This window comes from Ahrensia marina (assembly GCF_042140245.1).
Taxonomy (GTDB): domain Bacteria; phylum Pseudomonadota; class Alphaproteobacteria; order Rhizobiales; family MH13; genus MH13.
In genome coordinates this window covers 1,853,444-1,876,439 of the sequence record NZ_CP159483.1, presented here as the reverse complement: position 1 = coordinate 1,876,439, position 22,996 = coordinate 1,853,444, and the positions used below count along the sequence as shown (strand labels likewise).

The window sequence follows — 22,996 nt, the reverse complement described above, 5'->3', positions numbered from 1 at the left end:
CTCCAGGCTTTGGCTGTTAAGGCAGCATACGCTCTTCAGCGGGCGGCAGATAGGCATCGCTGAAGATGTCATCCACGCTCAGCACATTAGGCAGACCATAGGCATCCTCAACCGAGGCGATGGAGCGTTGGAAATAGTCCGGATCGATGGTCGAAATGCCGCTTTCCACCACTGCAGGCGTGGTGATCATCTCTTCCATGGTGATCCGCCAACGACGCAGCTCAACCTCTGGATCAGTCAGCGGCTCGTGGTCCAAGAGCGCCTCCATGGCAGCCTCAGGATCGGCCATGGCCATCTGCACGCCATTGATCATGCACGCCACAACAGTACTGACAGCCTCTGGGTTTTCTTCGGCGAAAGCACGGCTGGTAAGGATAGAGGTGGAATAGAGCTCCACGTCGAAATCCTTGTAGCGGAACACCCGTTGCTCATCGGTGCCCATGCCCAGGCGATCAAGCGAGATCGTTGAGGAGGTAATAAAGCCGGTGATGCCATCGGCCTCGCCCCGCACCAGCATCGGCTCGCGCAGCTCTGGGCTCACAGAAATCCACTCAACGGTGGAATCATCAATTCCTGTAGCGGCAGCAAAAATGGGGAAGAGCTGGCGGCCCGCATCAAAATCAGGCGCGGCAAGCGTTGTGCCCTCAAAATCAGCAGGTTCGGTGATGTCGCTGTCAGCAGCCACAACGGCCACCAGCGGAGAACCGGCAAACAGCACGGCAACGGCGATCAAATCGCTGTCGGGGTTTTCAGCACGGAACTTAATGGTCGGGTTGATGTCGGCCAGGCCCATATCATAGTTGCCGCCGGCAAGCTCCACCGGCACGCGACCTGACCCGAAACCACGGTCCATGGAAATGTTCACGCCGCCTTCTTCAAAGCAGCCGGAGTTGCGCGCCATCAGAGCGAAAGCCTGCGGTCCCTGCCAGGCCCAATCCATCATAAAGCGAATGTCAGTGGCGGCGGCAGATGTTGCGCCCATGCCAACGCTTAGCGTGGCGGCCAAAACAGCGCGGCTCATTGATTTGCGATCCATTGGTGTCTCTCCTCAACCAAACAAAGCGGACCAAATGGTCCGGGGCGCAAGATGATCTGCTGCGCCGACTGACTCAGCGGTAATGGGCAGGTGAAAGGGCGGCAAGCAGCAGAAAGCGCGACTCCTGCACATTTTTGCATCATGCCCAACATTCATTCCTATTGCACGCTGCTTTGCCAATAAATTAGGCAGACGTTATGCACACCGTCACGGCATGACTGGCACATAGCTCGGCATTTTGCCGGGGTTGAGCAGACCGTGCGGATCCACTTTGGCCTTGAACGCCAACTGATCACCGGGCACGCGCTTGTGCCGTGAGCCATCCTCCACGGTGAACACATGCGGGTTTGCTACCGGAATGCCCGCATCTTCATGCATGGCGATGATCTGCGCCAATCGCTCCGGCGACGTGTACGGCCAAAGCTGAGCGCCATTAGCGGCCAGCTCACCTTCGTACCGGATGAACTCCATGTGCAACGGCAACTCATCGCCCAGCGCGTGATGCATCTGCGTCGCGGTTTCAATGATGCGCCCCGGCGGAAAGAGCGTTTGCAAGTAAGAGAGGTTCCGGTTCTCTTTCAACGCGTGCAGCGTGGTGTGGCCCCAGGCCATCTCATAGATTGGCAGCCTTTTGGGGTCAGCCTCACGCTCATCGCTTGCTTCCGACAGGATGATCGAGCTCTGATCGAGTTTTTCCAGGTCCCGCTGATCGATCATCATCAGCACCGCGCAATGCCCAGCCTCTAAGCCCGGGATCAGAGGTCGCAGATAGTGCGCGCAGCTCGCAACATGAAAGGAGACCAGCCGCTTGGCGATGCTATCATCAGCTGCCACATCGTGAGCAAACGCCAACGCCTCATCGAAGTCAGCAAAGCTTGCCACAACGTCCTGCCAGGGCCGTGTTGGTTCAAGCGGCGCAGACACATCAAACACGATACCGGTAGACCCAAAAGTGCGGTTCACCAGACCCGTGTCGAGACCGGTAAGCGTGATCAACTTCGGCTCTTCGTCAAGCGTCACAACGGTGGCGCCGTGCAGATTGCCCTCCTCGCGCAGCCCACCCCAGGTGACCGAGCCGATGCCACCGGAGCCTCCACAGAAATAGCCGCCTATGGTTGCCATTTTCTTGGTTGAGGGGTGCATGCGCAGCTCCAACCCTTGGGCGCGCGCGGCCAGCTCCACATCATGCACCTTGGCCCCGGACTCGGCAGTGAACCCATCAGGGCCGACCTGCATGATCGCCGTCATCTCGGAAAAGTCGAGCACCACCCCGCCATAAAGCGGAACCGCTTGCCCATAGGTGCCAGTTCCAAGGCCACGGACTGTAACTGGGATACGCAACCGGGCGGCCGCCGAAGCAATCGCCATCACCTCGTCAATGCTGTGCGGCACCGCAACAAGATCAGCCTGCTTGCCATCAAGCGCCGCTTTGGCGATGGGGCTGAACCAGTAGTAGTCGCGGCTGCGCCGCTTCAGCGTAACTGCATCATCAAACAGCTTGATGCCCGAGACCGCCTTACGAAAGGCCGAGAGGTCATATCTTTGCCGATCAAGATCATAGGCCAGGCTCATGCATCATCCTCAGTTCGCTCACGCAGAGATACGTGGGCGGCCACCACTCTCCAGCCTTCCAACATCCGCACCCAGGTCTGCGATTGCCGTCCGATCTTGGTCGTTCCCTCGCGGATGAACTCAGTGTTCGCGGTCGCATGATCATTGCCAAACGTGGTGATCACCGTTCGGCGAAGCATGCGATCCAATCCAGCCGACGGGCGCGCCTTGCGAAACGCCAAAATCTCATCTTGCCCATAAAGGCTTTCGGCTGGGCCATAGCGAATGGTGTGCGCAGAACCCCAAAACAATTCATCAAGAACCGTCACGTCGTTGCTGATCAAAGCAGCTTCGTAGCGCGCAAAAACAAACTCAACCTCAGCCAATATCTGGGGGTCATTGATGACCATCAGGCGGCAACCGGCACACGCCGCGAGATCACTGCCAAGTCGTCATCCGTTAGTGGCACCTCTTGGCCAGAATGGATGAGTTCAGCGAACTCTTCGTTCGGCACCATGGCGCAGAGCGCGTAGAGTTTTCCCTCTCCGGTATTCTCAACAACATGCTCTTTGCCCGGCGGGATGAGCAGCGAGGAACCTGGCGCAAGATCAACCTCAACCCCATCGCAATAGCCTTTGCCAGTGCCTTCCAGAATGAAGAAAAACTCGTGCGCAATGCTGTGCGTGTTGGGTGGAGTGGCACCACCCTTCTCATAGATCTCCACGATGAAAGTGAACGGGACACCCTCAGCCACCGGGTCGGCAAGGCAGGCAAAATAGTTCGTGTCGTTCGGGCTGATTTTATAGGCTTTAAGGTCAGCGGGCGCCTTGGCGACAACCTGGGGGGTCATGCGTGTTCTCCTTCACGTTTCGTTTCTATGGCGGAAACGAAAGCGTCTGATGTCAGGGTGAAACCGAAAATCTGCCGCGCATTGTGCAGCGTGGCTTGCATGCAGAAATCTGGATTGGTGGTGGCACTGGCGTCTTCAAAAAGCAGCGTGTCGTAGCCAAGGAAGCTGGCGTCCGCGAGCGTATGCAGAACGCATTGATCAGCGTTCACACCCCCGAAGAACAGCGTATCGACTTTCAGGTTCCGCAAGATGCTGTCGAGCGGCGTATCCCAAAAGCCGGACATGCGGCACTTGTCGACAAAGATGTCGCTGGGCTCGGGCTCCAACTCGTCAACAATGGCCGCCCCCCAACTATCCTTTTCAAGCACCGGTGCTTTGCGCGGACCAATCGCATCTCCCAAACCGCCGCCCGCTCCCGCACCATCATAGACATGCCGTAAGGCCGGCGAGATGTTGGCAAGGTCCTGCCGATTGCCCCAGTTCACCCAAACAACAGGCATACCTGCCATCCGCGCTGCGGGGAGCACGGCTTGCAGCGGTTTGATTGCTGAACCCGCCCCCATGACGTCCACCCCGATGCCCGCAAGCCAACCATCAGCGTGGCAAAAATCGTTCTGCATATCGATAACGATCAGCGCGCTACGCGCCAGATCGACCCGCACTGGTTTGGGGTTGGCCTCTATCTCCGCCGGTCTCGGCGGCGCGTGCGTGCGCACAAGATCGGCAGCCCCCTCGCCCACCTTCCAGCGGTTGCGCGCATTGGGCCCAAGCGGCGTCAGATGATCGAACCGGCTCATAGACCCTCCAGATCGAGACCAAGGCCGAGCAGCACCTCATCAGCACCTGACCATCCGACGATGCCCAAACCGAGTGGACCGTCCGGGGTAGAAAGCGCTGGCACGGCAAGCTGCGGCAAGCGCCCGAGGCCAGAAGGGGAAAGGATTTCAAGCGCACGATTGCGGATGTCGTCCAGAACCGGGCCTTCCAGACCACGCAATGGCGCAATGCCAGCCGCACCAGGCACCAACAAGAGCGTTCCAGGCAGGAGCGTCCCCGCCAGATAGGCCGCGATGTCCTCGCGCTTGCCCTGCGCCTGTGCAACCTCACCAGCATCAAGCCCCTTGGCATAGGCAAAGCGATCTTTGATGCCCGGACCAAGCTCAGGTTGCTCGGCCTCCACCCAGGCACCGTGCACCTGCCAGGCTTCAGCAGATTGGCAGACCCGGAAGACAAGACGCCAAGCCTCAAGGTCACCCAGATCACCGTCATCAGGTGCCAGCGTGATGGTTTCAAGCGTCAGGTCCAATCGCTCGGCAACGAGCATAGCTTTAGCCAGCAGCGCATCGCGCAAACTGTCATCGACACGCGCAAACATGTCCTCAGCCAGCAGCAGCCGATCTGGCGCGGCGCCAACCCCGCCGTCGGTCATCAGTACAGCGCCAGTTTTGACCATCAACTCCGACGATTTGGAAAACCAGCCAACCGTGTCGAAGCTCGGCGCCAGAGGCACCGCGCCGCGAAGATCAATGCGCCCATGCGTCGGGCGCAGACCCCAAATGCCGCAATAGCTCGCCGGCAAGCGAACCGAACCGCCCGTGTCGGACCCCAAAGCGATCTCAACCAAATCACCCGCAACAGCCGCAGCGGACCCAGCCGATGACCCTCCAGGAATACGGCCAGACGCCGCAGGGTTGATCGGCGTACCATAATGGGCGTTCTCGCCGTTCAGGCTCCATGCCAGTTCATCGGTCAGCGTTTTGCCCACAAAGCGTGCACCGGCTTGCAGCAACGCGGCGACGGCTGGCGCATGGGCATCAGCATTCAATGTGCTGTCCAGCCAAACAGGCGACCCGGCTCCAGTCTTCAAACCGGCAACATCGAACAGGTCTTTAACACCCAAAGAATGCCCAGCCAGCGGGCCATCCACAGGCGTAAACGCATAGCCATCCAGCGCGTAGGGCGCGTGCGCCATGAAAGCATCAAGCGGATCAGGCATCGTTGTTTGGGGTTGGGAAAAGGTGATCATACAAACTCTCTGTTGGGCTCAGTGCAGCAAGAGCGATGCCAAATGCCAAAGGACCGCCAATATCGGGCCTCGTCGAGGAGACGGTCATGCTCTACGTTGAACCTAACATCGATCCCTCCACATCACACGAAACCTCATGACCACCACATCACGTCTCACTGCTTTGGCAGAACGCATCGCCTGCGCATCCATAGTCGCCATGCTCTCCTGCTGGTTAGGTATTGTCGCACTGACCTGGATGACCAACAGGGCTCTGGCGCAGTCGGCTGATGAAACAGAGCTTCAGGCACTGTTTTCGAACTGGCTCGATGAGGAAGAGATCGCTGGCGGCGCGCTCTTGATCTCGACACCCGATGTGCGCTGGATCGTGACCGCAGGCGTTTCCAACAGAGAGACTCAGACCCAGGTCACCCCGGACACGCGCTTCTACGCTGCCTCGACAGGCAAGATGATCGTGGCGGCCGCGATCCTTACCGCCGTAGATGAAGGCCGGATCGCCCTGGATGATCCAATTGACGGCTTTCTAACAACGCTAACTGGCGCCGATCAGCTGGACCGGGCAGGCACGGTCATCATTGAGCAATTGCTCAACCACAGTAGCGGTCTGCCAGAATATCTCACCAATGATTTCTTGGATGCATCGTTCGCAGCACCCACTACTCGCTGGGGCGCTGCAGACGCTCTCGCCTACGCCTACGACGCGCCCGCGATCCCACCAGGCGAGCGGTTCGAGTACACTAACTCCAACTATGTGATCCTCGGACACATTCTTGAGACATTGGACGGATCGCTTGCCCAATCGCTTCAGCGATGGGTCTTCCGGCGCGCAGATATGAAGGCAACAACGGTCGGCGCCCCACCCGATCCTGGCACGCAATTCGCGCACGGCTATGATGTGGATGGCGAAGACGTCAGCGCGCTCGGCTGGAACAGCGTTCTTGGCGATGGCCCAGTGATCACCACGGTTGGCGACTTGGAAGCCTTCGCCCGAGCCCTTTTTGCCAGCCAGCGCATCATCTCGTTTGCCAGCCGTGATGACATGATCGCACCTTCAGCACTGGAGCCGTACTATGGCCTCGGCGTTGGCATTGATGAAGATGATTTCGGCATCTTCTACGGCCATGCGGGCGGCTATAATGGTTTCGAAGCGGACCTTCGCTACTACCCAGAGCACGACCTCGTCCTCACCTACTTGGTCAACGGAAACCAGCTCTCCGACGGTGACCTTCTTGACCTGGCAGCTGACTGGCACTTCAACCAGTAGGCGTTTTTACCGTCTTTGCACGTAAACCACGCCGAAAAATCAACGGTTGCGCGGCTTTGGCGACTTGAACTAAGAAAAAGTACGCGCATCCGCCAGACCACATCAGAAGCGGCCAGGCAGATGAGCAGAAGCAAGAAAAAAGCGGACAAACACACCGCATTATCCTCTTCACAGGGAAAAACAGTATGAAAAAAGTTCTCCTAGCCGGACTCAGCACCGCAGCTCTCATCACTGCATCGTCGGCTGTCTTGGCCATGGATGATGAAGTTAAGCTTGGCATCATCCTCGGCTTCTCCGGACCGATTGAATCGCTGACGCCAGACATGGCCGATGGCGCTGAACTGGCCATGAGCGAAATCAGCGACTCCGGCAATTTCCTGGGCGGCACCACCGTGTCCTCGGTCCGCGCTGACTCAACCTGCATCGACGCTGCCGCCGCGACAGCTGCTGCTGAGCGCTTGATCTCTGCTGAGGGCGTCGCTGCCATTATGGGCGCTGACTGCTCCGGCGTAACGACAGCCATCATCAACAACGCGACCGTCCCGCAGGGCATCGTTAACATTTCGCCATCGGCCACATCTCCCGCACTCACCGATATCGAAGACAATGGTCTTTTCTTCCGCACAGCACCATCTGACGCACGTCAGGGCATCGTGCTTGCTGAAGTGGTGATGGATCGCGGCATTGATGAAGTGGCCGTCACTTTCACCAACAACGACTATGGCCAAGGCTTTGCCGACGCCTTCGTTTCCGCATTTGAAGGCATGGGCGGCACCGTCACCCTTTCGGCTCCGCACGAAGATGGCCGTGGCGACTACTCTGCTGAAGTTGGCGCACTGGCTGCTGCTGGTGGCGACGCTCTGGTCGTGCTCGGCTATGTCGACCAAGGTGGTTTGGGTGTGATCCGCTCGTCCATCGACACCGGCGCATTCGACACCTTTGTTGGTGGCGACGGCATGTTCGGTACATCGCTTGTCGACAATCTCGGCGCAGATCTGGAAAGCTGGTACGGAACCGTTCCAGGCTCGGCTGTTGGTGACGACAACCCATGGCCAGCAGTGGCTGACGCCGCTGGCGTCAACCATGAAGGTCCGTTCGTTGGTCAGAGCTATGACGCTGCTGCGCTGATCCTGCTGGCCATGCAGGCCGGTGGTGAAGCCACGTCAGAAGCTGCTGCTGCCAACATGTTGGCTGTTGCCAACGCACCTGGCGAACAGATTCAAGCCGGTGAACTTGCCCGCGGCCTGGAAATCCTCGCTGCTGGCGGCGAAATCGACTATGTCGGCGCCACAGGCGTTGAGTTCAGCGATGTTGGCGAGCCTGATGGTGTGTTCAACGAGTTCGAACTGATCGACGGTTCACTCGACACTGTGCGCACGCGTTAAGCGCTGCTGCTTTTTTGCACATCTTGATGTATGGCCGCTCCTTGCCGGGGCGGCCATACTTCTATTGAGTACCCAGTCAAGTTGGGGAGAGTTTGAGTGTATTGGGGGCATTCATGATCCGCGTCACGGATCTGCACAAGCATTTTGGCGGTGTGCACGCTGTTGATGGTGCTTCCATCGAAATCAAGACCGGAACCATCACCGGTCTGATCGGCCCCAATGGGGCTGGCAAAACAACTCTGTTCAACGTCATCGCCGGCGCGTTCCCTCCAACATCAGGCAAGGTTGAGCTGGACGGCGAGGACATCACCGGCCTTCCCGCCCACGAGCTGTTTCACAAAGGCCTGCTGCGCACCTTCCAGATCGCCCATGAGTTTTCAACGCTCACGGTGCGCGACAATCTGATGATGGTGCCACCAAGCCAGCCCGGCGAGTCCCTTATCAGCGCCTGGTTTAGACCGTCTGCGGTGCGCAAATCCGAAAAAGAAATCAGTGACCGCGTTGACGAGGTCCTTGATTTTCTGGGCCTCACCCATCTTGTCGATGAGCGCGCTGGCAACCTGTCTGGCGGTCAGAAAAAGCTGCTCGAACTTGGCCGCACCATGATGGTGGATGCCAAAATCGTTTTTCTTGATGAGGTTGGCGCAGGTGTGAACCGCACGCTGCTCAACACCATCGGTGACGCGATCATCCGCCTCAACAAAGAGCGCGGTTACACCTTCTGCATGATTGAACACGACATGGCGTTTATCTCCCGCCTCTGCGATCCAGTGATCGTGATGGCCGAGGGCAAGGTGCTGGTTGAAGGACCAGCAGATGTGGTGCGCAAGGATGAGCGCGTGATTGAGGCCTATCTTGGCGTTGGCCGCAAACAAGCCGCCAAACACGAAGACACGGCTCCATCCGCCCAAGGAGCCACACCATGACGCTCCTGCAAGCCAACAATATGCGCGGCGGCTATGGCAAAGCCGACATTCTGCAAGATTGCACCATCACCTGCGATCGCGGTGAGGTGGCTGTGATCGTCGGCCCCAATGGGGCAGGCAAGTCCACAGCCATCAAAGCCATTTTTGGGATGATGGGTCTGCGCGAAGGTGAAGTGACCTTTGACGGCGAAACCATCAACGGCTTGCCACCACAGGCACGCGTGGAAGCCGGCATGGGCATGGTGCCACAAACCAACAATGTCTTCCCCGGCATGACGGTGGAAGAGAACCTGCAAATGGGCGCCTTCCTGCGCGAGGATGGCGGAGCAGGTGTGATCGACAAGGTCTATGAACTCTTCCCCGCCGTGTTTGAGAAACGCTACCAGCACGCGGGCGAGCTCTCAGGTGGCCAGCGCCAACAAGTGGCTGTCGGTCGCGCAATGATGACCGAGCCGACCTTGCTGATCCTCGATGAGCCAACGGCTGGCGTCTCGCCCATCGTTATGGATGAGCTGTTCGACCGCATTCTGGAGATCGCCAAAACCGGTGTGGCCATTTTGATGGTGGAGCAGAACGCACGCCAAGCGCTGGAAATTGCCGACACCGGCTATGTGCTTGTTCAAGGGCAAAACCGCTTCACCGACACAGGCGCGGCCCTTTTGGCCGACAAAGAAGTACGCGCGACATTCCTGGGCGGAGACCAATCATGATCGATGTCGCCAACGCCTTGGTGCTGCTTTCCAATTTCGTGTTGATCCCGGCCATCACCTATGGCGCGCAGCTTGCGCTGGGTGCGCTCGGCATCACGCTGATCTACGCTATTTTGCGCTTCGCCAACTTTGCCCATGGCGACACAATGGCCTTCGGCACCATGCTCGCCATCTTCCTCACCTGGGGCATGCAGTCACTGGGTTGGTCGCTGGGGCCACTGCCGGTTGCCCTGCTGGCGCTGCCGCTAGCAATCCTCGGCACCATTGCCATGGTGCTCGCCACCGACAAGGTGATCTACAAATTCTACCGCGACAAACGCGTGGATGCTGTCATCTTCGTTATGGTGTCCGTGGGCGTCATGTTCATGATGAACGGCCTGGTGCGTATCTTTATTGGCACCGGGGACATCAACTTTGCTGATGGCTCGCGCTTCATCATCCGCGCCCGCGAGTTTCGCGAGATGACCGGTCTGGATGAAGGCTTGGCACTGCGCACCACACAGGTGATCACCATCGTGGTGGCCGTTGCGGTGATGGCATCGCTGTTCTGGTTCCTGCAAAAAACCCGCACCGGCAAGTCGATGCGCGCCTTTTCTGACAATGAGGATCTAGCCCTTCTGTCAGGCATCAAGCCGGAAAAGGTGGTCATGGTCACCTGGATGCTGGCAGCCGCTTTGGCCACCATTGCGGGCGTGCTTTACGGCCTGGACAAAGGTTTCCGGCCCTTCACCTACTTCCAACTGCTTCTGCCGATGTTTGCCGCCGCCATTCTGGGTGGCATCGGCCAGCCCATCGGCGCCGTGGTCGGCGGGTTCGTGATCGCCTTCTCTGAGGTTGCGGTCACCTATGCCTACAGGCGTGTGTTTGAGTATCTTGGACCAGAGGGCTTCGAGGTGGACGGCCTGATGCAGCTGCTCGAAACCGAATACAAATTCGCCGTGTCCTTCATCCTGCTGGTGATCGTGCTATTGGTGCGACCGACCGGCATCTTTAGGGGGCGCATCGTATGAGCGGTTCCAGCACCTCTCCGGCACGCGTTGCAGCCGACCAGCCGACACTTTGGCAGAACCCGATTCTGCTCTTCTCGATCATGGCGGTATTGCTGGCCGTCACCGGCTTTGCGCAAAGCTGGTTGCTTGCACTTACCATCCTTCAGCTCTGCATCATTTCCGCCATCATGACATTGGGCGTGAACGTGCAGTGGGGCTATGCGGGCCTCTTCAACGCGGGCACCATGGGCTTTGTCGCGCTTGGTGGTCTCGCCGCTGTACTGGTCGCCGCTGACCCTGTGCCCGAAGCCTGGGTTGCAGGCGGCGCGGGCATCGGTCTTTCAGCCCTCATCATTTGCGCCACCATTGCCGCCATCATGCTCGTCCGGGCTTATCTGAACGGCCTGCTGCGCTTCCTGGCTACCATTGCTTGCTTGGTGGCTGGGTACATTGTGTTTGGACAGGCGTTTGGCCCAGCCACCGAGGCGATTGAGGCGGTCAACCCTGCCCAATCGGGCTATCTTGGTGGAATGGGGATCTCCATCCTGTTCGGGTGGTTGCTCGGCGGGCTTCTTGCGGCGGGTGCGGCTTGGATTATCGGCAAAATCGCCATCGGTCTGCGCTCTGACTATCTGGCCATCGCAACGCTGGGGATTGCTGAAATCATCCTGGCGTTCATCAAAAACGAGGACTGGCTGTCCCGTGGTGTGAAAAACGTCACCAGCCTTCCACGCCCTGTGCCTTACGAAGTCGATCTGCAAACAGACCCGGCTTTTATCGAACTTGCCGCCAATTGGGGTATGGAACCCAACGCGCTGGCCGGCATCGTGGTCAAGCTCGCTTTCATTGCGCTCTTCACATTGGTTCTGGTGGTGCTGGTCCATCTGGCCGAACGGGCCCTTCGCTCGCCCTGGGGCCGCATGATGCGCGCCATCCGCGACCGTCCCGACGCCGCATCTGCCATGGGCAAGGACGTCAAACGCCGCCATCTGCAAGCCTTTGTGATTGGCTCGGCCATCTGTGGCATCGCTGGCGCTATGCTGGTGACCGTCGATGGTCAGTTCACACCAGGGTCGTACCAACCCCTGCGCTTCACCTTCCTCGTGCTGGTCATGGTTGTGGTCGGTGGATCGGGTAACAATCTCGGCTCAGTGCTCGGCGGGTTTTTGATCTGGTTCGTCTGGGTGCAGTCCGAAGCCGTTGGCTTCGCGCTGGTCAACCTGCTCTCCAGCGGGCTTGATCCGAGCAGTTGGCTTGCCGGTCACCTGACACAAGCAGCGCCTCATTTACGGCCAGTTTTGATGGGCCTCATTCTGGTGCTTGCGCTGCGCTTTGCACCGCGAGGCTTGATACCCGAACGTTAGAGTGGAGCCGGATGAGCGATCTAGACCTGCTGCCATCCAAACTGCTTTCTGTTCTGCTGCGGCCAGATTTCTGGCTCTGGCTCGGTCTTCTAACGGCGCTCTGGGCCTCTTGGCGTGGTTGGCGCAGACTTGCCACCTGGGTACTGGTCTCTTTGGTTGTGGCCGTTACGTTGGTCGGTTTTGTGCCGGTTGGCCATGTTTGGCTGGCACCCCTTGAGAGCAGGTTCCCCACCAACCCCGACCTAACTGATACGCCCAGTGCCATCGTTGTTTTAGGCGGCGGCGAAGACATCCGGACCAGCGCGGCATGGGACGCTCACAACGTCAGCAGCGCAGGCGACCGCATCCTGCACGCCATTCGTCGTGCTCATGAGTTTCCGGGCATTCCAGTCCTTTTCACCGGAGGCGCGTTCAACGCCACCAATGATCCATTGCTTGAAGGCAATGCAGAACGGGTTGGTGAGATGCTTCAAGCGTCCGGCATTCCACCCGAGCACGTGCACATCGGCGCCATTGCCCGCACAACCGCCGAACACCCGGCTGATATAACGGCCTTTCTGGAAGACCAGGGTTTAACACCAACCACCGATGCACCGATGCTCTTGATCACCAGCGCCTTCCATATGCCTCGCGCCATGGGCGTTCTTTGCACAGCAGGCATTGATCACGTTATCGCCGATCCCACCGATCATCGCACCGTGCCAGGGGCACGGTGGCAGGACACGATACGGTGGGCTTATGCGGGCAATCTTTCCAACCTTCAACTCGCGATCCGCGAATGGGTTGGCCTTCTCGCCTATCAACGGGCCGGCCATACCGACGCGCTCCTGCCCGATGGTTGCTGACACGCCAGACTGGGATTTGCCGCCTATTGCTTTGTCAGTACGCCAGCCGTCTGCGTGGGCAATCATCCATGGCGGCAAGGTGATCGAAAACCGGTCCCTTGGATCCATCCGAGCAGGCAAAATGGATTGTCGCCGTATCGCGATCCATGCCGCCGTGGGCCTTACAGAAAAAGAATACCGCTGGAGCCTGCACAAATTCCTGGAGGCAGGCGTGACATGCCCTCGCCCCGCTGATCTGCCGCGCAGCGCGATCATCGGCAGCGTGGATGTGGTGGACATCGTCTCGCAGTCCGACAGCCCCTGGTTCAGCTCGCAGCCAGGCAATCACGGTTTGGTGCTGGAAAATCCTATGCCTTGCGATCCGATCCCAGCCAAAGGCACGCTTGGCTATTTTTGGTGGGAGGCATCTGGCGCACTGGCGGAACCCAAACCTTGGATGCACGCCTATGGCGCGCCGAACAAAGACGATCAGACTTTAAGCTTGTTCGATGACTTGAAGCCCGGATTCAAATCCCCGCCCGTAAAACCTTGGGGCGAGGACTAAACTGCCCAAACCGATAATGGCGCCTACTCGTAAGGACGGCCAACCTCAACCACCTGGCCGTCTGACAACACCAGCTGGTCTGCATAGACCTCCCTGGGCAAGTCATCATCCAAACGCCCGTTCACGGTGATGGCATCGCCAGCGCCAACCGGCATGCGATGCGGACCGATATAGACGCGAATGCTCCCCGTGGCGTCCTCAAACACGAATGTGTCACTGTCGGTCACACGCTCCACCGTGCCTTGAAGCGCTGCAGGTTCATAGGGTTGCAGCTGATCAACCGTCGTCAGCTCATAAGCCAACGCCGGGCTCGCCAAAAGCGAGGTGGCAGCAATCAGCGCAAGTCTAGTCAAGCGCGATACCCAGAAGAACCAAAGCAACGATGGCTGCTGATGCGAAGACCCATGTTGGAGCTGTAAAACTCAATGGCTTCTTCAGAAAACTCATCACATCTTGAGTTTGGGGTTGCTGGTGCTGCGTGCTGTCAGCGGTGTTTTGCGTTTTATCCGTCGGCTGGACGTCTGTCATCGAGTGTTTCAAAGCTCCATAAAGTGGTTGCAATGAAATCTACGTAGAAACCCGGGCGGCCCGTACAAGAAGCAACGAGACGAATTCACAAAAAAGCCACAAAAGATGACAGTTCGCCGGGTGTTTGACTTTATAGACGGCGAAACCGCAGCATTATGTCCACCACATGTGATAGACCCGCGGCGGCCAGAACGCTGGCCACCCACATCGGGTGCGCATCAGTGATGGCCAGGCGCACGGCCAACATCAACAATGCGCCGGAAAGCAGTGTTGGCCAAAGAACAGCAAGATGCGGGGCAAAAAGCCGTGGCGCAGTGGACACGCGCCTATAGAGCACCAGGAAAGCAAGAGCTTCGAGCGCCACAAGCACCAGGATCGCGTCAATCAAGGCGCCCGATTCCAGAAACTCAGCCATAGTAGGGGCTTTTAGGCCTGCGGCTTGGGTTCAGCCTTGTTAGCATCCTTCGGCCCCGGCGAGACCAGACCAAACAGATGCGCCAAGTCTTTGAAAAAGATGCGCACATGGGCCATTGGGTCAGCCTTGACCAGCTTCTTGTTCATATAGGCTTGCCAAGTGAGCCGCTGCACATCGGGATCCTCGCAGATTGACACGAACCGCTCGCGGCGCTTGTCGCTTGAGTACCAGAAATGCTGCATCATGCCCAAGATCCAGAAGACGCGGCCATGATCTTTCATAAAGGCTTTGCGTGCGCCAGTGAGAGCGCGTGCATCGCCGGTTTCCAGGAACTTGGCTGTGGCCAGACCAGCCAAGCGACCGCCTTCCATGGCATAATAGATGCCCTCGCCGGAGGATGGGGCCACAATACCAGCGGCATCACCAGCGACGAGCACGTTCTTGCCATCATCCCACTTCTTGAGCGGCTTCAGCGGGATCGGCGCGCCCTCACGGCGCACCGTTTCAGCGCCATCAAGGCCTGAAATCTCACGCAACGTCTTGGTGGCACCGCGCAGTGAAAAACCTTTGTTGGCGCTACCAACGCCAATGCTCGCATGCTTGCCGTGTGGGAAGACCCAGCCATAAAAGTCCGGTGACACGCGCCCCTGATAATAAACATCGCACCGTGTCGGCTCATAGTCGGCAGCGTTGTCATTGACCTCGGGTGCTTTGACGATCTCATGGTAAGCAAACACGCAAGGCACGCGATCAGCGTTCTTTACGGCCTGTTTGGCCACCGCAGAGCGAGCCCCATCGGCACCGATCAGGCCGCGTGTGCGCACCGTTTCCAGCGGCGCATCCGGCTCAGCCCCCTTTCTACGAAAATGTACAGTAACCGTGCCATCCTCATTGCGAGAGAAGTGATCAAACGTGCCATAGGCGCGGTCAGCACCCGCCAAGACGGCACGCTCGCGCAACCATTCATCAAAGTCCTCGCGGTCCACCATGCCCACATAGCCGCCCTCAATGGGCATCGGCACCTGGCGGCCTGAAGGTGCGACCATCAAGGCCGACTTGATACGCGCAACCAGCAAAGAGTCGGGGATATCAAAGTCTTCCACGCATCGCGGCGGGATCGCACCACCGCATGGCTTGATGCGACCATCCTTGTCCATCAACAGCACGCGCCAGCCATCACGGGCAAGCTCGGTGGCTGCGGTCGCGCCGCATGGTCCACCGCCGACCACGACAGCATCATATTGCTCGGCGAAGGTCGAGCCTGTCTGGGGTGCTGGTGCTTCGGAAAGGCGTGTCTCTGTGTCTGTCTGCATGGCTTAAGGGCCTCCAACGCCCGAAAGATAACCATCGCCAGCAACTGCCAGGCGATTTCGTTTCTCGGCCAAATGATCCATCCCGATGCGCGCCGCGAGCAGCGCCGAAATCAAGAACACGATCCCCTCCAGGGTGAAAACGGTGGTGTAAGAAAACGCGACAGAGCCGGTGATCGCGCGTGTGATATCGATGCCCATGGTGCCCACCAAGCCACCAAGACCGAAGGCAATCGCCTGCGCCGCGCCCCAAAGCCCCATGCGCACACCCTCGCGGTTCTTTCCACCTTCTGACGCCAAGCTCATCATTGAGCCGATGGCAGCAACAGCAAACGCGCCATTGGCAAGGCCAAGGGCAAACACATTGGCTTGAAGCGGCCAGACATCGGGGAAACGGCTTGAAATCGCCAGCGCAAACAAAGCAAGACCGGAGCCGATGCAACCGCCCACCGTCCACGCTTGCAGGCTACCAAAACGCCGACCTTTAAAACCCATACCGGCCAAAGCAACGACGATCATGCCGAGCAAAACCCCGCCATGCTGGGTGCCCGCGAGCTGCGTGGAGGCACCCGGTGTGTAACCATAAATAGCACCAGCAAACGGCTCCAAAATAAGGTCTTGCGTGGAGTAAGCAAGCATTGAGGCGAACACGAAAATAGAAAAGTTGCGCGCCTTCGGCTCAGCCCAAACCTCTGCAATCACTTGGCGGAAAGGCGGCTTGGCTTCCTCGTCGACGGGCTCGCTAGCACCAGCGGTCACACGCTGTGGCGGCCCTTCAAGGCCAACAACGGCAACCAGGGTGAGCGCGAAGGCGAGGCCGGAGACGACGGACGTCACCACCACCAGGCGTGTCATGGAGAAGGGATCAAGCTGGCCACCAGCAATGGCCGCGGTGAGGATGAAACCAACAATCATCATCACCCACACAATGGTGGCCGCTGGAGCTCGGCGCTGCGGCACAACGCGCACCGCAAGAAGCGTCAAAAGGGACGTGCCCGATGCACCAACGCCAACACCGATGGCAATGAAGGACAGTGTTGCAGCGATGATACCAAGCACAGTGTTGGATGCCATCAGGGCCACGGAAAGAGCGGCCGCCACGCCGCCAAGCGCCAGAACCGCCATGCCGCCGATAATCCAGGGCGTGCGTCGCCCGCCCATATCCGATCCATAACCCCAGCGCGGTCGCGACAGCTGAACAGCGTAGTGGATACCCACCAAAATGCCCGGCAACATGGCCGGCAGCATCAACTCCACCACCATGACGCGGTTTAGTGTGGATGTGGTGAGAATGACAATCGCGCCAAGCGCGGTCTGCACCAAGCCAAGACGAACAATGCCAAACCAACTCAGCGGTTTGGGTTCAGCGGCTGCCATATCAAAGACCTCCAAGAATAAGACCGCGCACGGCAAAAGCGCTGACCATCATGCCGGACACATAGAGTGTGGTGCCTGTGGCGTTGTAGATCGCCGCATTGCGGTAAGGCTCGGCAAGTAAGCGTTCGGTGTTGAGAAGATAGCGCGCCATCAGCCCAATCTGAGCGAGCAACAGCACGGCCACAGCCGCGGCAAACACGGGCTTATCCCAGGCAACCAAAAGGCCAATGACCACAACCTGTGGCAACGCCATCACCCAGCAGGCAAGCTTGGCAGCACCTGACGCCCCCAGCTGTACCGGCAGCGAATGCACGCCCATCTGTTTATCACCTTCGATGGCCTTAAAATCGTTAAGCGTCATGATGCCATGCGCACCGATGCTATAGAGCACAGCCAACATCACGATGCGCGAATCCGGGAAGGCAGCCATCAGCGCGGCGGCACCGGTGAACCAGGCAAGCCCTTCATAGGAAAGCCCAACGGCGGCATTGCCCCACCAACCATTCTCTTTCAAGCGGAAGGGCGGTGCACTGTAGGCCCAGGCCAGGAACAGACCGACCACCGTCGCCGCCACGACCCACGGGCCAAGCACAGCCGCAACGGCCAGCGACAAACCAGTCCAAAGAATGGCGATGTAAAGCCCCCAGCGACCGGGGATACGCCCAGAAGGGATGGGGCGATCCGGCTCATTGATGGCATCGACATGGCGATCATACCAATCATTGATCGCTTGGCTCATCCCGCAGACAAGCGGACCAGCCAAAACAATACCGAGAAGAGCAAAAGCCCAAGACTGTGTGATCGAAACGCCAGAGGAGATGACACCGCAGGCAAACGCCCACATGGGCGCAAACCAAGTGACCGGCTTCAAAAGCTCCAAAACCGCCAGCGGATCGAGCCGCGTGACAGCGCTTTGTCCAGTTATTGCAGGAGGCGATGCAGGCATGGTGAGACCGCTATGTTTCATGCCATCAGGCTACGCGCGGCACATCAGAGTGTCAATTTTATTTGACGCTTTTTGATGTCAACTAAGTGTTAGGGCGTGCGTCACTCATCTACACTGTCGGTGGTGAGATCACCCAGCCCAAAGCGATGCATTTTTGCGTAGAGGCTTTGGCGCGACACCCCAAGCATCTGCGCCGCAGACGCGCGATTGTCTCCGGTCAGTTTCAACGCCGCTTCAATGCATAGCCGCTCCACCACGTCGGTGGTTTCGCGCACCACCTCTTTGAGCGGCATATGCCCGATAAGATCGGTCAACTGCTCAGCAGACTGAGCCGGGAAGCCTGTGATAGGGGTCTCTTCAGAGGTCGCACGCACAGAGCGGCGCAGCATGAGCCCAAACAAAGCCCCGCTTTCGCCGGGAACCGATACTGCGGTGATTTCAACATCTTCCGCCGAGCCCAACTCGCCACGCACCACGGTTGGAAAACGGCGCACCAAACCGTGCTCACGCACATTGGAGAGCAGAACATTGGCGTCGACGCTGGATCGCTCAAACCACGTGTCGATGGCAACGTCTTGCACCTGTTCGTAGTTGGCAGCCTGCACCAGTTCCAGGAATGCCGCGTTGGCGCTTTGCACACGGCGCTCATCATCGATGATCACGAACCCTTCCGGCAAGCGCTCAATAACAGCCATAGCGCCATCAGAATTGGTGGAAGCGATGTTAGCTTCAGGGCCCGAGCGCGGCAGAAGGCGCACAAGAACATAGGTCACATCTGCTTGGCGGAAGAGCGAGCCTTTCAACTCCAAGCCGCCAGTCGCTTCACTTGTTGCGTTGGCAATGGCCTCAGCGCGTCCGACTGACTGCGACGTCGCCAAAAGTGAGCGCACGGCTTCACGGTCTTTCGATCCAAACACATGGCTAGCGCGACGACCGACAATCTTGGCCACCGGCACGCCAAGCAACTCAGCGGCCATTGGGTTCGCATCGGTGACAGCCATCGTCGATGCATCGACGATCAGCACAGCTTCGCCGATGATCTGGAACAGGAGCCGGTAGCAAGCTTCAGCCTGACGCAGGCGCGTGTATTCACGCTCCATAGAAATCTGTGTGTTGACCAGCCTTTGCTGCAAACGGGCGAGCCCACGCATGTCACGACCGAACAGCACGATGCGGCCCTCATCGCCAAGTCGCACCGCCATACAGTTCATCGGCAGCGATTCGCCGCTATCACCCACAAAGTTCAACTCACGCCGACGTGAAACGAGCCCGGAGCTGAGCTCGCCAAACATGATCTCGATCTTATTGCGGCTGTCCTCGGCAACGCAGGCACCGAGCGGGTGTCCGATCCAACCGTCAATGCCCTCACCGGTGAGTTCAGCCCCCGAATAGGCCATATCAAGCACGGCGCCATCACCGTTGAGCACCAGGGTCAGATCGGCAGCTGCCGACAGAAGGTTGGCAGCAACTGGCGCATCCATTGCGCCCAGATTGTTTTCAGCATCATTGAAACTGCGAGCGACGTTTGGGCTAAGCAAAACATCCACCAGGTTTGGAAAGATCGATCACGATCTGTACTCCGTTGGTCAGTTGTAGGCGCGGTGTCGCACCATTCGCGACATCATGCGCTCAATCTGATCAAGCCCCTCGCGACCGTCGCGGGCGATCAAATCGACACCAAGCATACGCGTCGACATATTAGCTTCCTGTATCCCGTAACCGCCTGCCAAAATCAGCAAATTAGGATTAAGTGATACATCGCGACATGCCTTTACAAGACTTTGACAGTTTTGCAAATCGTCAGCACTACCAACCGATAGCCCCAAAATGCTGAAACGCGTTTTGCGCACGGCATCAAGAATGCCATCGCGATCAGTCTTTGATGGGCTGCGCACCATCCAACCTGAGCTGCGAAACAACTCTTTGACAATCAGCAATCCAAAGATGTGCTGATTACCGGGCATCGGCGCAAACAAGGCGCAGCGATCCTGGTCCGAGACATTGCGAACGGCACCAGCTGGTCCTGAACAATGCAAAACCACTTGCTCCAAGGCTGAAAGCCCGATGGTTACATCGCAAAAACTGCACGCATCGCGCAGCCACATGTCACCCAGCTCCTTGGCAGCGGGAGCGCAGAGGTCAAGCAACAAATCAGGCACTGCATGACCGCGGGAAATTTGTGCATCGATGAAGCGCTTGGCAACATACGGGTCAAAAGCAATCAGCAGTTCAGCAAAAGCTTGAACATCAGCGTGTGTGACATGAAGGGCAATGCCCGCCATCGCCAGATCATCAGTCGCCAAGCTCTCAATCGCGGCACCGTTCTGTGCGCCACCCCACGTAACATCACCCGAGGCGGGTGGAACATCGGCTTCATCGCGCAGCACATTCTGGTGGGCCAGCAGCAAGCGTGGAATAATCTCACCTTCGATGGTGTGGATCAGCCCATCCACCGATGAAGCTTCACCCTGCGTTGAGCGTGATGTGCCGTTGGCTGCGCCGCTGAGGTCACCATGCGGGCGTTCTTGTGGCCCTTCATTCAGTCCATTCGCCATACCGCTACTCCCCGTCGGTCGACCGGCGCCTAATGATCAGGCGCTGTGCCTTAAGACTTTTTGTGGTGCACGCCACTCGCCTAAACGTCGCGTGAGCAGCACCCGGCATTGCAATCTGAGTGAGCTAGGCAAGTTGTACGCTGGCTGTCGAAAAGCCCACCCCGATGTGGGTATTCTTCAACAGGACCAATTGGCCTAGCAAACCGTACCAGCACCCTAGGATAACCCACCACATCGGCCAACAGTTATTTATTCTGTTTCGTCACAAGTATGTGCTATTATCGACTTGTCATTGGCATTCAGCGGTGCGCACTCTTTATTATCAGCTGCTAATAGCCTCTCCCAAAAAACTCGATGTGTCAAATTTTTTTGACGTTCACTCTAATTGACATTGAGGGTGCACCACTCCTAGATTGTGCAACACGGTGGGCGCAAACCCATCGCGCCACGACGGCAAAAAAACGGGAGCGCGCGGCACCACATGGCAGGGCAGACAGGCTCAAGATCAGCGCATGATCAGCGCGCCGTTTCGGCGGCGTCAGCGAGCCATTTACGCACTGAATCAGGTCGCCCAAATTCGCCTGAAAAAGCGTCAAGCCAGCTTTACACTCCCGATCAACGCGCCCGTCGTGACGCAACGCCCTGGACACTCGTCCAAGGCATACTAGCTCCGGTCCAATTCCTTGTTTTTCTTATCAGTTTGGTGCTGGTTATCCGCTATCTTGTGACCGGCGAAGGCTTTGCTTTGGCCACCTGGTCGGTGGTGATCAAAACGCTTGTTCTCTACACGATCATGGTCACTGGCGCGATTTGGGAGAAGGTGGTTTTTGGCCGCTATCTCTTCGCCCCCTCCTTCTTTTGGGAGGATGTGTTTTCCATGCTCGTCCTGGCGCTTCATACCGCCTATCTGGCAGCTGTCTTTTTCAACCTGTTGGACGCTGAAGGGCAGATGCTTTTGGCCCTCGCCGCTTACGTCACTTACGTGATCAACGCTGCACAATTTGTGTGGAAACTGCGCCAAGCACGCCTTCAGGGCGCGGTTTCGAGCACGACTCCCTCGCCCTATTCCATGGGGGCAGCCTCGTGAACGAGTTATCCCCAATCACTCTTGAACCCACGAGTGGCTGCCTTGACCGCCCCGTTCTGCGCGAACGCGGTCAACGCGAAGTGTTTTGCGGCCTCACCGGCATCATCTGGCTGCACCGCAAGATTCAAGACGCCTTTTTCCTGATTGTTGGCTCACGCACCTGCGCGCACCTCATGCAGTCGGCAGCAGGCGTGATGATCTTCGCTGAACCACGATTCGGCACGGCAATCATGGAAGAGAAGGATCTAGCCGGTCTCGCCGATGCGAACGAGGAGTTGGACAAGGTTGTCGCGCGCCTTGTTGAGCGCCGTCCTGACATCAAGCTCCTGTTCCTCGTCGGCTCCTGCCCCTCGGAGGTCATCAAGCTTGATCTCGCCAAGGCCGCCCAGCGCCTCTCAGGAACCTACGCGCCGGATGTACGCATCCTGAACTATTCTGGCTCCGGCATCGAAACCACCTTCACTGAGGGCGAAGACGCTTGCCTTGCCTCGTTGGTGCCAAGCCTGCCGGAAGCTGGTGAAGCCGCTGCTGATCAGCTGTTGGTTGTCGGTGCACTGGCCGATGTGGTGGAAGACCAATTCACTCGGCTCTTCGATGCCATGGGCATTCAGAACGTTAGTTTCCTGCCAGCCCGCAACGCTGAATCGATGCCTGCAATCGGTCCAGGCACACGGTTCCTGCTGGCTCAACCCTTCTTGACCGAAACCTCACGCGCGCTTGCCCGTCGCGGCGCTGTTCATCTGCCCGCGCCGTTCCCTCTTGGCGCACAAGGCACAACGGCTTGGCTGCAAGTGGCCGCTGAGAGTTTCGGTGTCGATGACGCTCTTTTCACCGAGGTAACGGCAGCTCCCAAAGCACGGGCGGAGAAAGCGCTCACCCACTATCAAGAGCAGCTGACCGGCAAGACCTTGTTCTTCTTCCCGGACAGCCAGTTGGAAATCCCGCTTGCCCGCTTTCTGCATGCCGAGCTTGGCATGGTCCCCTTGGAAGTGGGCACCCCCTTCTTGAACAAAGCCCTGATGGCACCTGAGCTCGACGCCCTGCCGGATGAGGTGCTGGTCAGCGAGGGTCAGGATGTCGACAAGCAGTTGGATCGTTGCCACGACCAGCGCCCTGATATCACTGTTTGCGGCCTTGGCCTTGCGAACCCTCTGGAGGTCGAGGGCCTAACGACCAAATGGTCGATCGAACTCGTCTTCACCCCCATTCAGGGCTACGAGCAAGCTGGCGATCTGGCTGAACTCTTCGCCCGTCCGCTAGTGCGGCGGACAAGGCTGGAGGTCTAGGC

At 58.3% G+C, this 22,996-nt stretch carries 24 protein-coding genes; 10 read left to right on the top strand and 14 right to left on the bottom strand.

Going from position 1 to position 22,996, the window contains the following annotated elements:
- Positions 1–16: 16 nt before the first annotated feature.
- The 6 genes from ABWH92_RS09210 to ABWH92_RS09185 form a co-directional block, all read right to left on the bottom strand.
- Entirely contained in the window at positions 17–1,036 is a 1,020-nt protein-coding gene (locus ABWH92_RS09210) for an ABC transporter substrate-binding protein (protein WP_375574109.1), read from the bottom strand.
- A gap of 207 nt (positions 1,037–1,243) precedes the next feature.
- Entirely contained in the window at positions 1,244–2,608 is a 1,365-nt protein-coding gene (locus ABWH92_RS09205; protein ID WP_375574108.1) for an FAD-binding oxidoreductase, read from the bottom strand.
- On the bottom strand, positions 2,605–2,997 hold the full coding sequence (hpxZ, locus tag ABWH92_RS09200) for an oxalurate catabolism protein HpxZ (protein ID WP_375574107.1): 393 nt from the start codon (positions 2,995–2,997) through the stop codon (positions 2,605–2,607). The genes ABWH92_RS09205 and hpxZ overlap by 4 nt, the downstream gene beginning before the upstream one ends.
- Complete coding sequence (locus tag ABWH92_RS09195) at positions 2,997–3,437, bottom strand: cupin domain-containing protein (RefSeq protein WP_375574106.1); 441 nt, start codon at positions 3,435–3,437, stop codon at positions 2,997–2,999. The genes hpxZ and ABWH92_RS09195 overlap by 1 nt, the downstream gene beginning before the upstream one ends.
- Positions 3,434–4,234, bottom strand: a complete 801-nt coding sequence (locus ABWH92_RS09190) for a cysteine hydrolase family protein (RefSeq protein ID WP_375574105.1) — start codon at positions 4,232–4,234, stop codon at positions 3,434–3,436. Before ABWH92_RS09190 ends, ABWH92_RS09195 begins: the two co-directional genes overlap by 4 nt.
- Positions 4,231–5,463 (bottom strand): amidase, encoded by a 1,233-nt coding sequence (locus ABWH92_RS09185; RefSeq protein WP_375574104.1) that lies wholly within the window; start codon positions 5,461–5,463, stop codon positions 4,231–4,233. Before ABWH92_RS09185 ends, ABWH92_RS09190 begins: the two co-directional genes overlap by 4 nt.
- 136 nt (positions 5,464–5,599) lie before the next feature.
- On the opposite strand from ABWH92_RS09185, the gene ABWH92_RS09180 reads away from it, so the two are divergent.
- The 8 genes from ABWH92_RS09180 to ABWH92_RS09145 all read left to right on the top strand — a co-directional run bounded on the left by ABWH92_RS09180 (position 5,600) and on the right by ABWH92_RS09145 (position 13,490).
- Positions 5,600–6,727, top strand: coding sequence for a serine hydrolase domain-containing protein (locus ABWH92_RS09180; protein WP_375574103.1), 1,128 nt, complete (start codon positions 5,600–5,602; stop codon positions 6,725–6,727).
- 185 nt (positions 6,728–6,912) lie between these two features.
- Complete coding sequence (locus ABWH92_RS09175; RefSeq protein WP_375574102.1) at positions 6,913–8,112, top strand: ABC transporter substrate-binding protein; 1,200 nt, start codon at positions 6,913–6,915, stop codon at positions 8,110–8,112.
- A gap of 113 nt (positions 8,113–8,225) precedes the next feature.
- Positions 8,226–9,038 carry an ABC transporter ATP-binding protein gene (locus ABWH92_RS09170; protein ID WP_375574101.1) on the top strand — a complete coding sequence of 271 codons (813 nt, stop codon included), beginning with the start codon at positions 8,226–8,228 and terminating at the stop codon, positions 9,036–9,038.
- Positions 9,035–9,748: an ABC transporter ATP-binding protein gene (locus ABWH92_RS09165; RefSeq protein WP_375574100.1), complete on the top strand. Its 714-nt coding sequence runs from the start codon at positions 9,035–9,037 to the stop codon at positions 9,746–9,748. Before ABWH92_RS09170 ends, ABWH92_RS09165 begins: the two co-directional genes overlap by 4 nt.
- Positions 9,745–10,758 (top strand): branched-chain amino acid ABC transporter permease, encoded by a 1,014-nt coding sequence (locus ABWH92_RS09160; protein WP_375574099.1) that lies wholly within the window; start codon positions 9,745–9,747, stop codon positions 10,756–10,758. The genes ABWH92_RS09165 and ABWH92_RS09160 overlap by 4 nt, the downstream gene beginning before the upstream one ends.
- A complete protein-coding gene (locus tag ABWH92_RS09155) occupies positions 10,755–12,101 on the top strand; it encodes a branched-chain amino acid ABC transporter permease (RefSeq protein ID WP_375574098.1) in 1,347 nt (448 codons plus the stop codon). Before ABWH92_RS09160 ends, ABWH92_RS09155 begins: the two co-directional genes overlap by 4 nt.
- An 11-nt stretch (positions 12,102–12,112) precedes the next feature.
- Entirely contained in the window at positions 12,113–12,946 is an 834-nt protein-coding gene (locus tag ABWH92_RS09150) for a YdcF family protein (protein ID WP_375574097.1), read from the top strand.
- On the top strand, positions 12,936–13,490 hold the full coding sequence (locus ABWH92_RS09145) for a hypothetical protein (protein WP_375574096.1): 555 nt from the start codon (positions 12,936–12,938) through the stop codon (positions 13,488–13,490). The genes ABWH92_RS09150 and ABWH92_RS09145 overlap by 11 nt, the downstream gene beginning before the upstream one ends.
- Before the next feature lie 23 nt (positions 13,491–13,513).
- On the opposite strand, the gene ABWH92_RS09140 is transcribed toward ABWH92_RS09145, so the two are convergent.
- From ABWH92_RS09140 to ABWH92_RS09105, 8 genes are all read right to left on the bottom strand, one after another.
- The gene (locus ABWH92_RS09140) at positions 13,514–13,843 is read right to left on the bottom strand and encodes a NirD/YgiW/YdeI family stress tolerance protein (protein WP_375574095.1); all 330 of its coding nucleotides are present in this window, start codon (positions 13,841–13,843) and stop codon (positions 13,514–13,516) included.
- Complete coding sequence (locus tag ABWH92_RS09135) at positions 13,836–14,018, bottom strand: hypothetical protein (RefSeq protein ID WP_375574094.1); 183 nt, start codon at positions 14,016–14,018, stop codon at positions 13,836–13,838. The genes ABWH92_RS09140 and ABWH92_RS09135 overlap by 8 nt, the downstream gene beginning before the upstream one ends.
- A 130-nt stretch (positions 14,019–14,148) precedes the next feature.
- The gene (locus ABWH92_RS09130; protein ID WP_375574093.1) at positions 14,149–14,433 is read right to left on the bottom strand and encodes a hypothetical protein; all 285 of its coding nucleotides are present in this window, start codon (positions 14,431–14,433) and stop codon (positions 14,149–14,151) included.
- Between the two features lie 11 nt (positions 14,434–14,444).
- Positions 14,445–15,746 (bottom strand): geranylgeranyl diphosphate reductase, encoded by a 1,302-nt coding sequence (locus ABWH92_RS09125; protein WP_375574092.1) that lies wholly within the window; start codon positions 15,744–15,746, stop codon positions 14,445–14,447.
- 3 nt (positions 15,747–15,749) lie between these two features.
- The gene (locus ABWH92_RS09120) at positions 15,750–17,120 is read right to left on the bottom strand and encodes a BCD family MFS transporter (RefSeq protein WP_375574091.1); all 1,371 of its coding nucleotides are present in this window, start codon (positions 17,118–17,120) and stop codon (positions 15,750–15,752) included.
- A gap of 1 nt (position 17,121) precedes the next feature.
- Positions 17,122–18,066, bottom strand: a complete 945-nt coding sequence (gene chlG / locus ABWH92_RS09115; protein ID WP_375574090.1) for a chlorophyll synthase ChlG — start codon at positions 18,064–18,066, stop codon at positions 17,122–17,124.
- A gap of 101 nt (positions 18,067–18,167) precedes the next feature.
- Positions 18,168–19,604: a transcriptional regulator PpsR gene (ppsR, locus tag ABWH92_RS09110; protein WP_375574089.1), complete on the bottom strand. Its 1,437-nt coding sequence runs from the start codon at positions 19,602–19,604 to the stop codon at positions 18,168–18,170.
- Positions 19,605–19,652: 48 nt separating this feature from the next.
- Entirely contained in the window at positions 19,653–20,621 is a 969-nt protein-coding gene (locus ABWH92_RS09105) for a B12-binding domain-containing protein (RefSeq protein ID WP_375574088.1), read from the bottom strand.
- 481 nt (positions 20,622–21,102) lie between these two features.
- Between ABWH92_RS09105 and bchF the strand changes: the two genes are divergently transcribed.
- Together bchF and ABWH92_RS09095 are read left to right on the top strand one after the other, a co-directional pair.
- Complete coding sequence (gene bchF / locus ABWH92_RS09100; RefSeq protein ID WP_375574087.1) at positions 21,103–21,708, top strand: 2-vinyl bacteriochlorophyllide hydratase; 606 nt, start codon at positions 21,103–21,105, stop codon at positions 21,706–21,708.
- A 14-nt stretch (positions 21,709–21,722) separates the two neighbouring features.
- Positions 21,723–22,994, top strand: coding sequence for a ferredoxin:protochlorophyllide reductase (ATP-dependent) subunit N (locus ABWH92_RS09095; protein ID WP_375574223.1), 1,272 nt, complete (start codon positions 21,723–21,725; stop codon positions 22,992–22,994).
- Positions 22,995–22,996 lie beyond the last annotated feature (2 nt).

Excerpts from the sequence above, each read along its gene's own strand:
- ABWH92_RS09210 (WP_375574109.1), bottom strand. The coding sequence starts at position 1,036 with ATGGATCGCAAATCAATGAGCCGCGCTGTTTTGGCCGCCACGCTAAGC.
- ABWH92_RS09205 (WP_375574108.1), bottom strand. The coding sequence starts at position 2,608 with ATGAGCCTGGCCTATGATCTTGATCGGCAAAGATATGACCTCTCGGCC.
- hpxZ (WP_375574107.1), bottom strand. The coding sequence starts at position 2,997 with ATGGTCATCAATGACCCCCAGATATTGGCTGAGGTTGAGTTTGTTTTT.
- ABWH92_RS09195 (WP_375574106.1), bottom strand. The coding sequence starts at position 3,437 with ATGACCCCCCAGGTTGTCGCCAAGGCGCCCGCTGACCTTAAAGCCTAT.
- ABWH92_RS09190 (WP_375574105.1), bottom strand. The coding sequence starts at position 4,234 with ATGAGCCGGTTCGATCATCTGACGCCGCTTGGGCCCAATGCGCGCAAC.
- ABWH92_RS09185 (WP_375574104.1), bottom strand. The coding sequence starts at position 5,463 with ATGATCACCTTTTCCCAACCCCAAACAACGATGCCTGATCCGCTTGAT.
- ABWH92_RS09180 (WP_375574103.1), top strand. The coding sequence starts at position 5,600 with ATGACCACCACATCACGTCTCACTGCTTTGGCAGAACGCATCGCCTGC.
- ABWH92_RS09175 (WP_375574102.1), top strand. The coding sequence starts at position 6,913 with ATGAAAAAAGTTCTCCTAGCCGGACTCAGCACCGCAGCTCTCATCACT.
- ABWH92_RS09170 (WP_375574101.1), top strand. The coding sequence starts at position 8,226 with ATGATCCGCGTCACGGATCTGCACAAGCATTTTGGCGGTGTGCACGCT.
- ABWH92_RS09165 (WP_375574100.1), top strand. The coding sequence starts at position 9,035 with ATGACGCTCCTGCAAGCCAACAATATGCGCGGCGGCTATGGCAAAGCC.
- ABWH92_RS09160 (WP_375574099.1), top strand. The coding sequence starts at position 9,745 with ATGATCGATGTCGCCAACGCCTTGGTGCTGCTTTCCAATTTCGTGTTG.
- ABWH92_RS09155 (WP_375574098.1), top strand. The coding sequence starts at position 10,755 with ATGAGCGGTTCCAGCACCTCTCCGGCACGCGTTGCAGCCGACCAGCCG.
- ABWH92_RS09150 (WP_375574097.1), top strand. The coding sequence starts at position 12,113 with ATGAGCGATCTAGACCTGCTGCCATCCAAACTGCTTTCTGTTCTGCTG.
- ABWH92_RS09145 (WP_375574096.1), top strand. The coding sequence starts at position 12,936 with ATGGTTGCTGACACGCCAGACTGGGATTTGCCGCCTATTGCTTTGTCA.
- ABWH92_RS09135 (WP_375574094.1), bottom strand. The coding sequence starts at position 14,018 with ATGACAGACGTCCAGCCGACGGATAAAACGCAAAACACCGCTGACAGC.
- ABWH92_RS09130 (WP_375574093.1), bottom strand. The coding sequence starts at position 14,433 with ATGGCTGAGTTTCTGGAATCGGGCGCCTTGATTGACGCGATCCTGGTG.
- ABWH92_RS09125 (WP_375574092.1), bottom strand. The coding sequence starts at position 15,746 with ATGCAGACAGACACAGAGACACGCCTTTCCGAAGCACCAGCACCCCAG.
- ABWH92_RS09120 (WP_375574091.1), bottom strand. The coding sequence starts at position 17,120 with ATGGCAGCCGCTGAACCCAAACCGCTGAGTTGGTTTGGCATTGTTCGT.
- chlG (WP_375574090.1), bottom strand. The coding sequence starts at position 18,066 with ATGCCTGCATCGCCTCCTGCAATAACTGGACAAAGCGCTGTCACGCGG.
- ABWH92_RS09105 (WP_375574088.1), bottom strand. The coding sequence starts at position 20,621 with ATGGCGAATGGACTGAATGAAGGGCCACAAGAACGCCCGCATGGTGAC.
- bchF (WP_375574087.1), top strand. The coding sequence starts at position 21,103 with ATGGCAGGGCAGACAGGCTCAAGATCAGCGCATGATCAGCGCGCCGTT.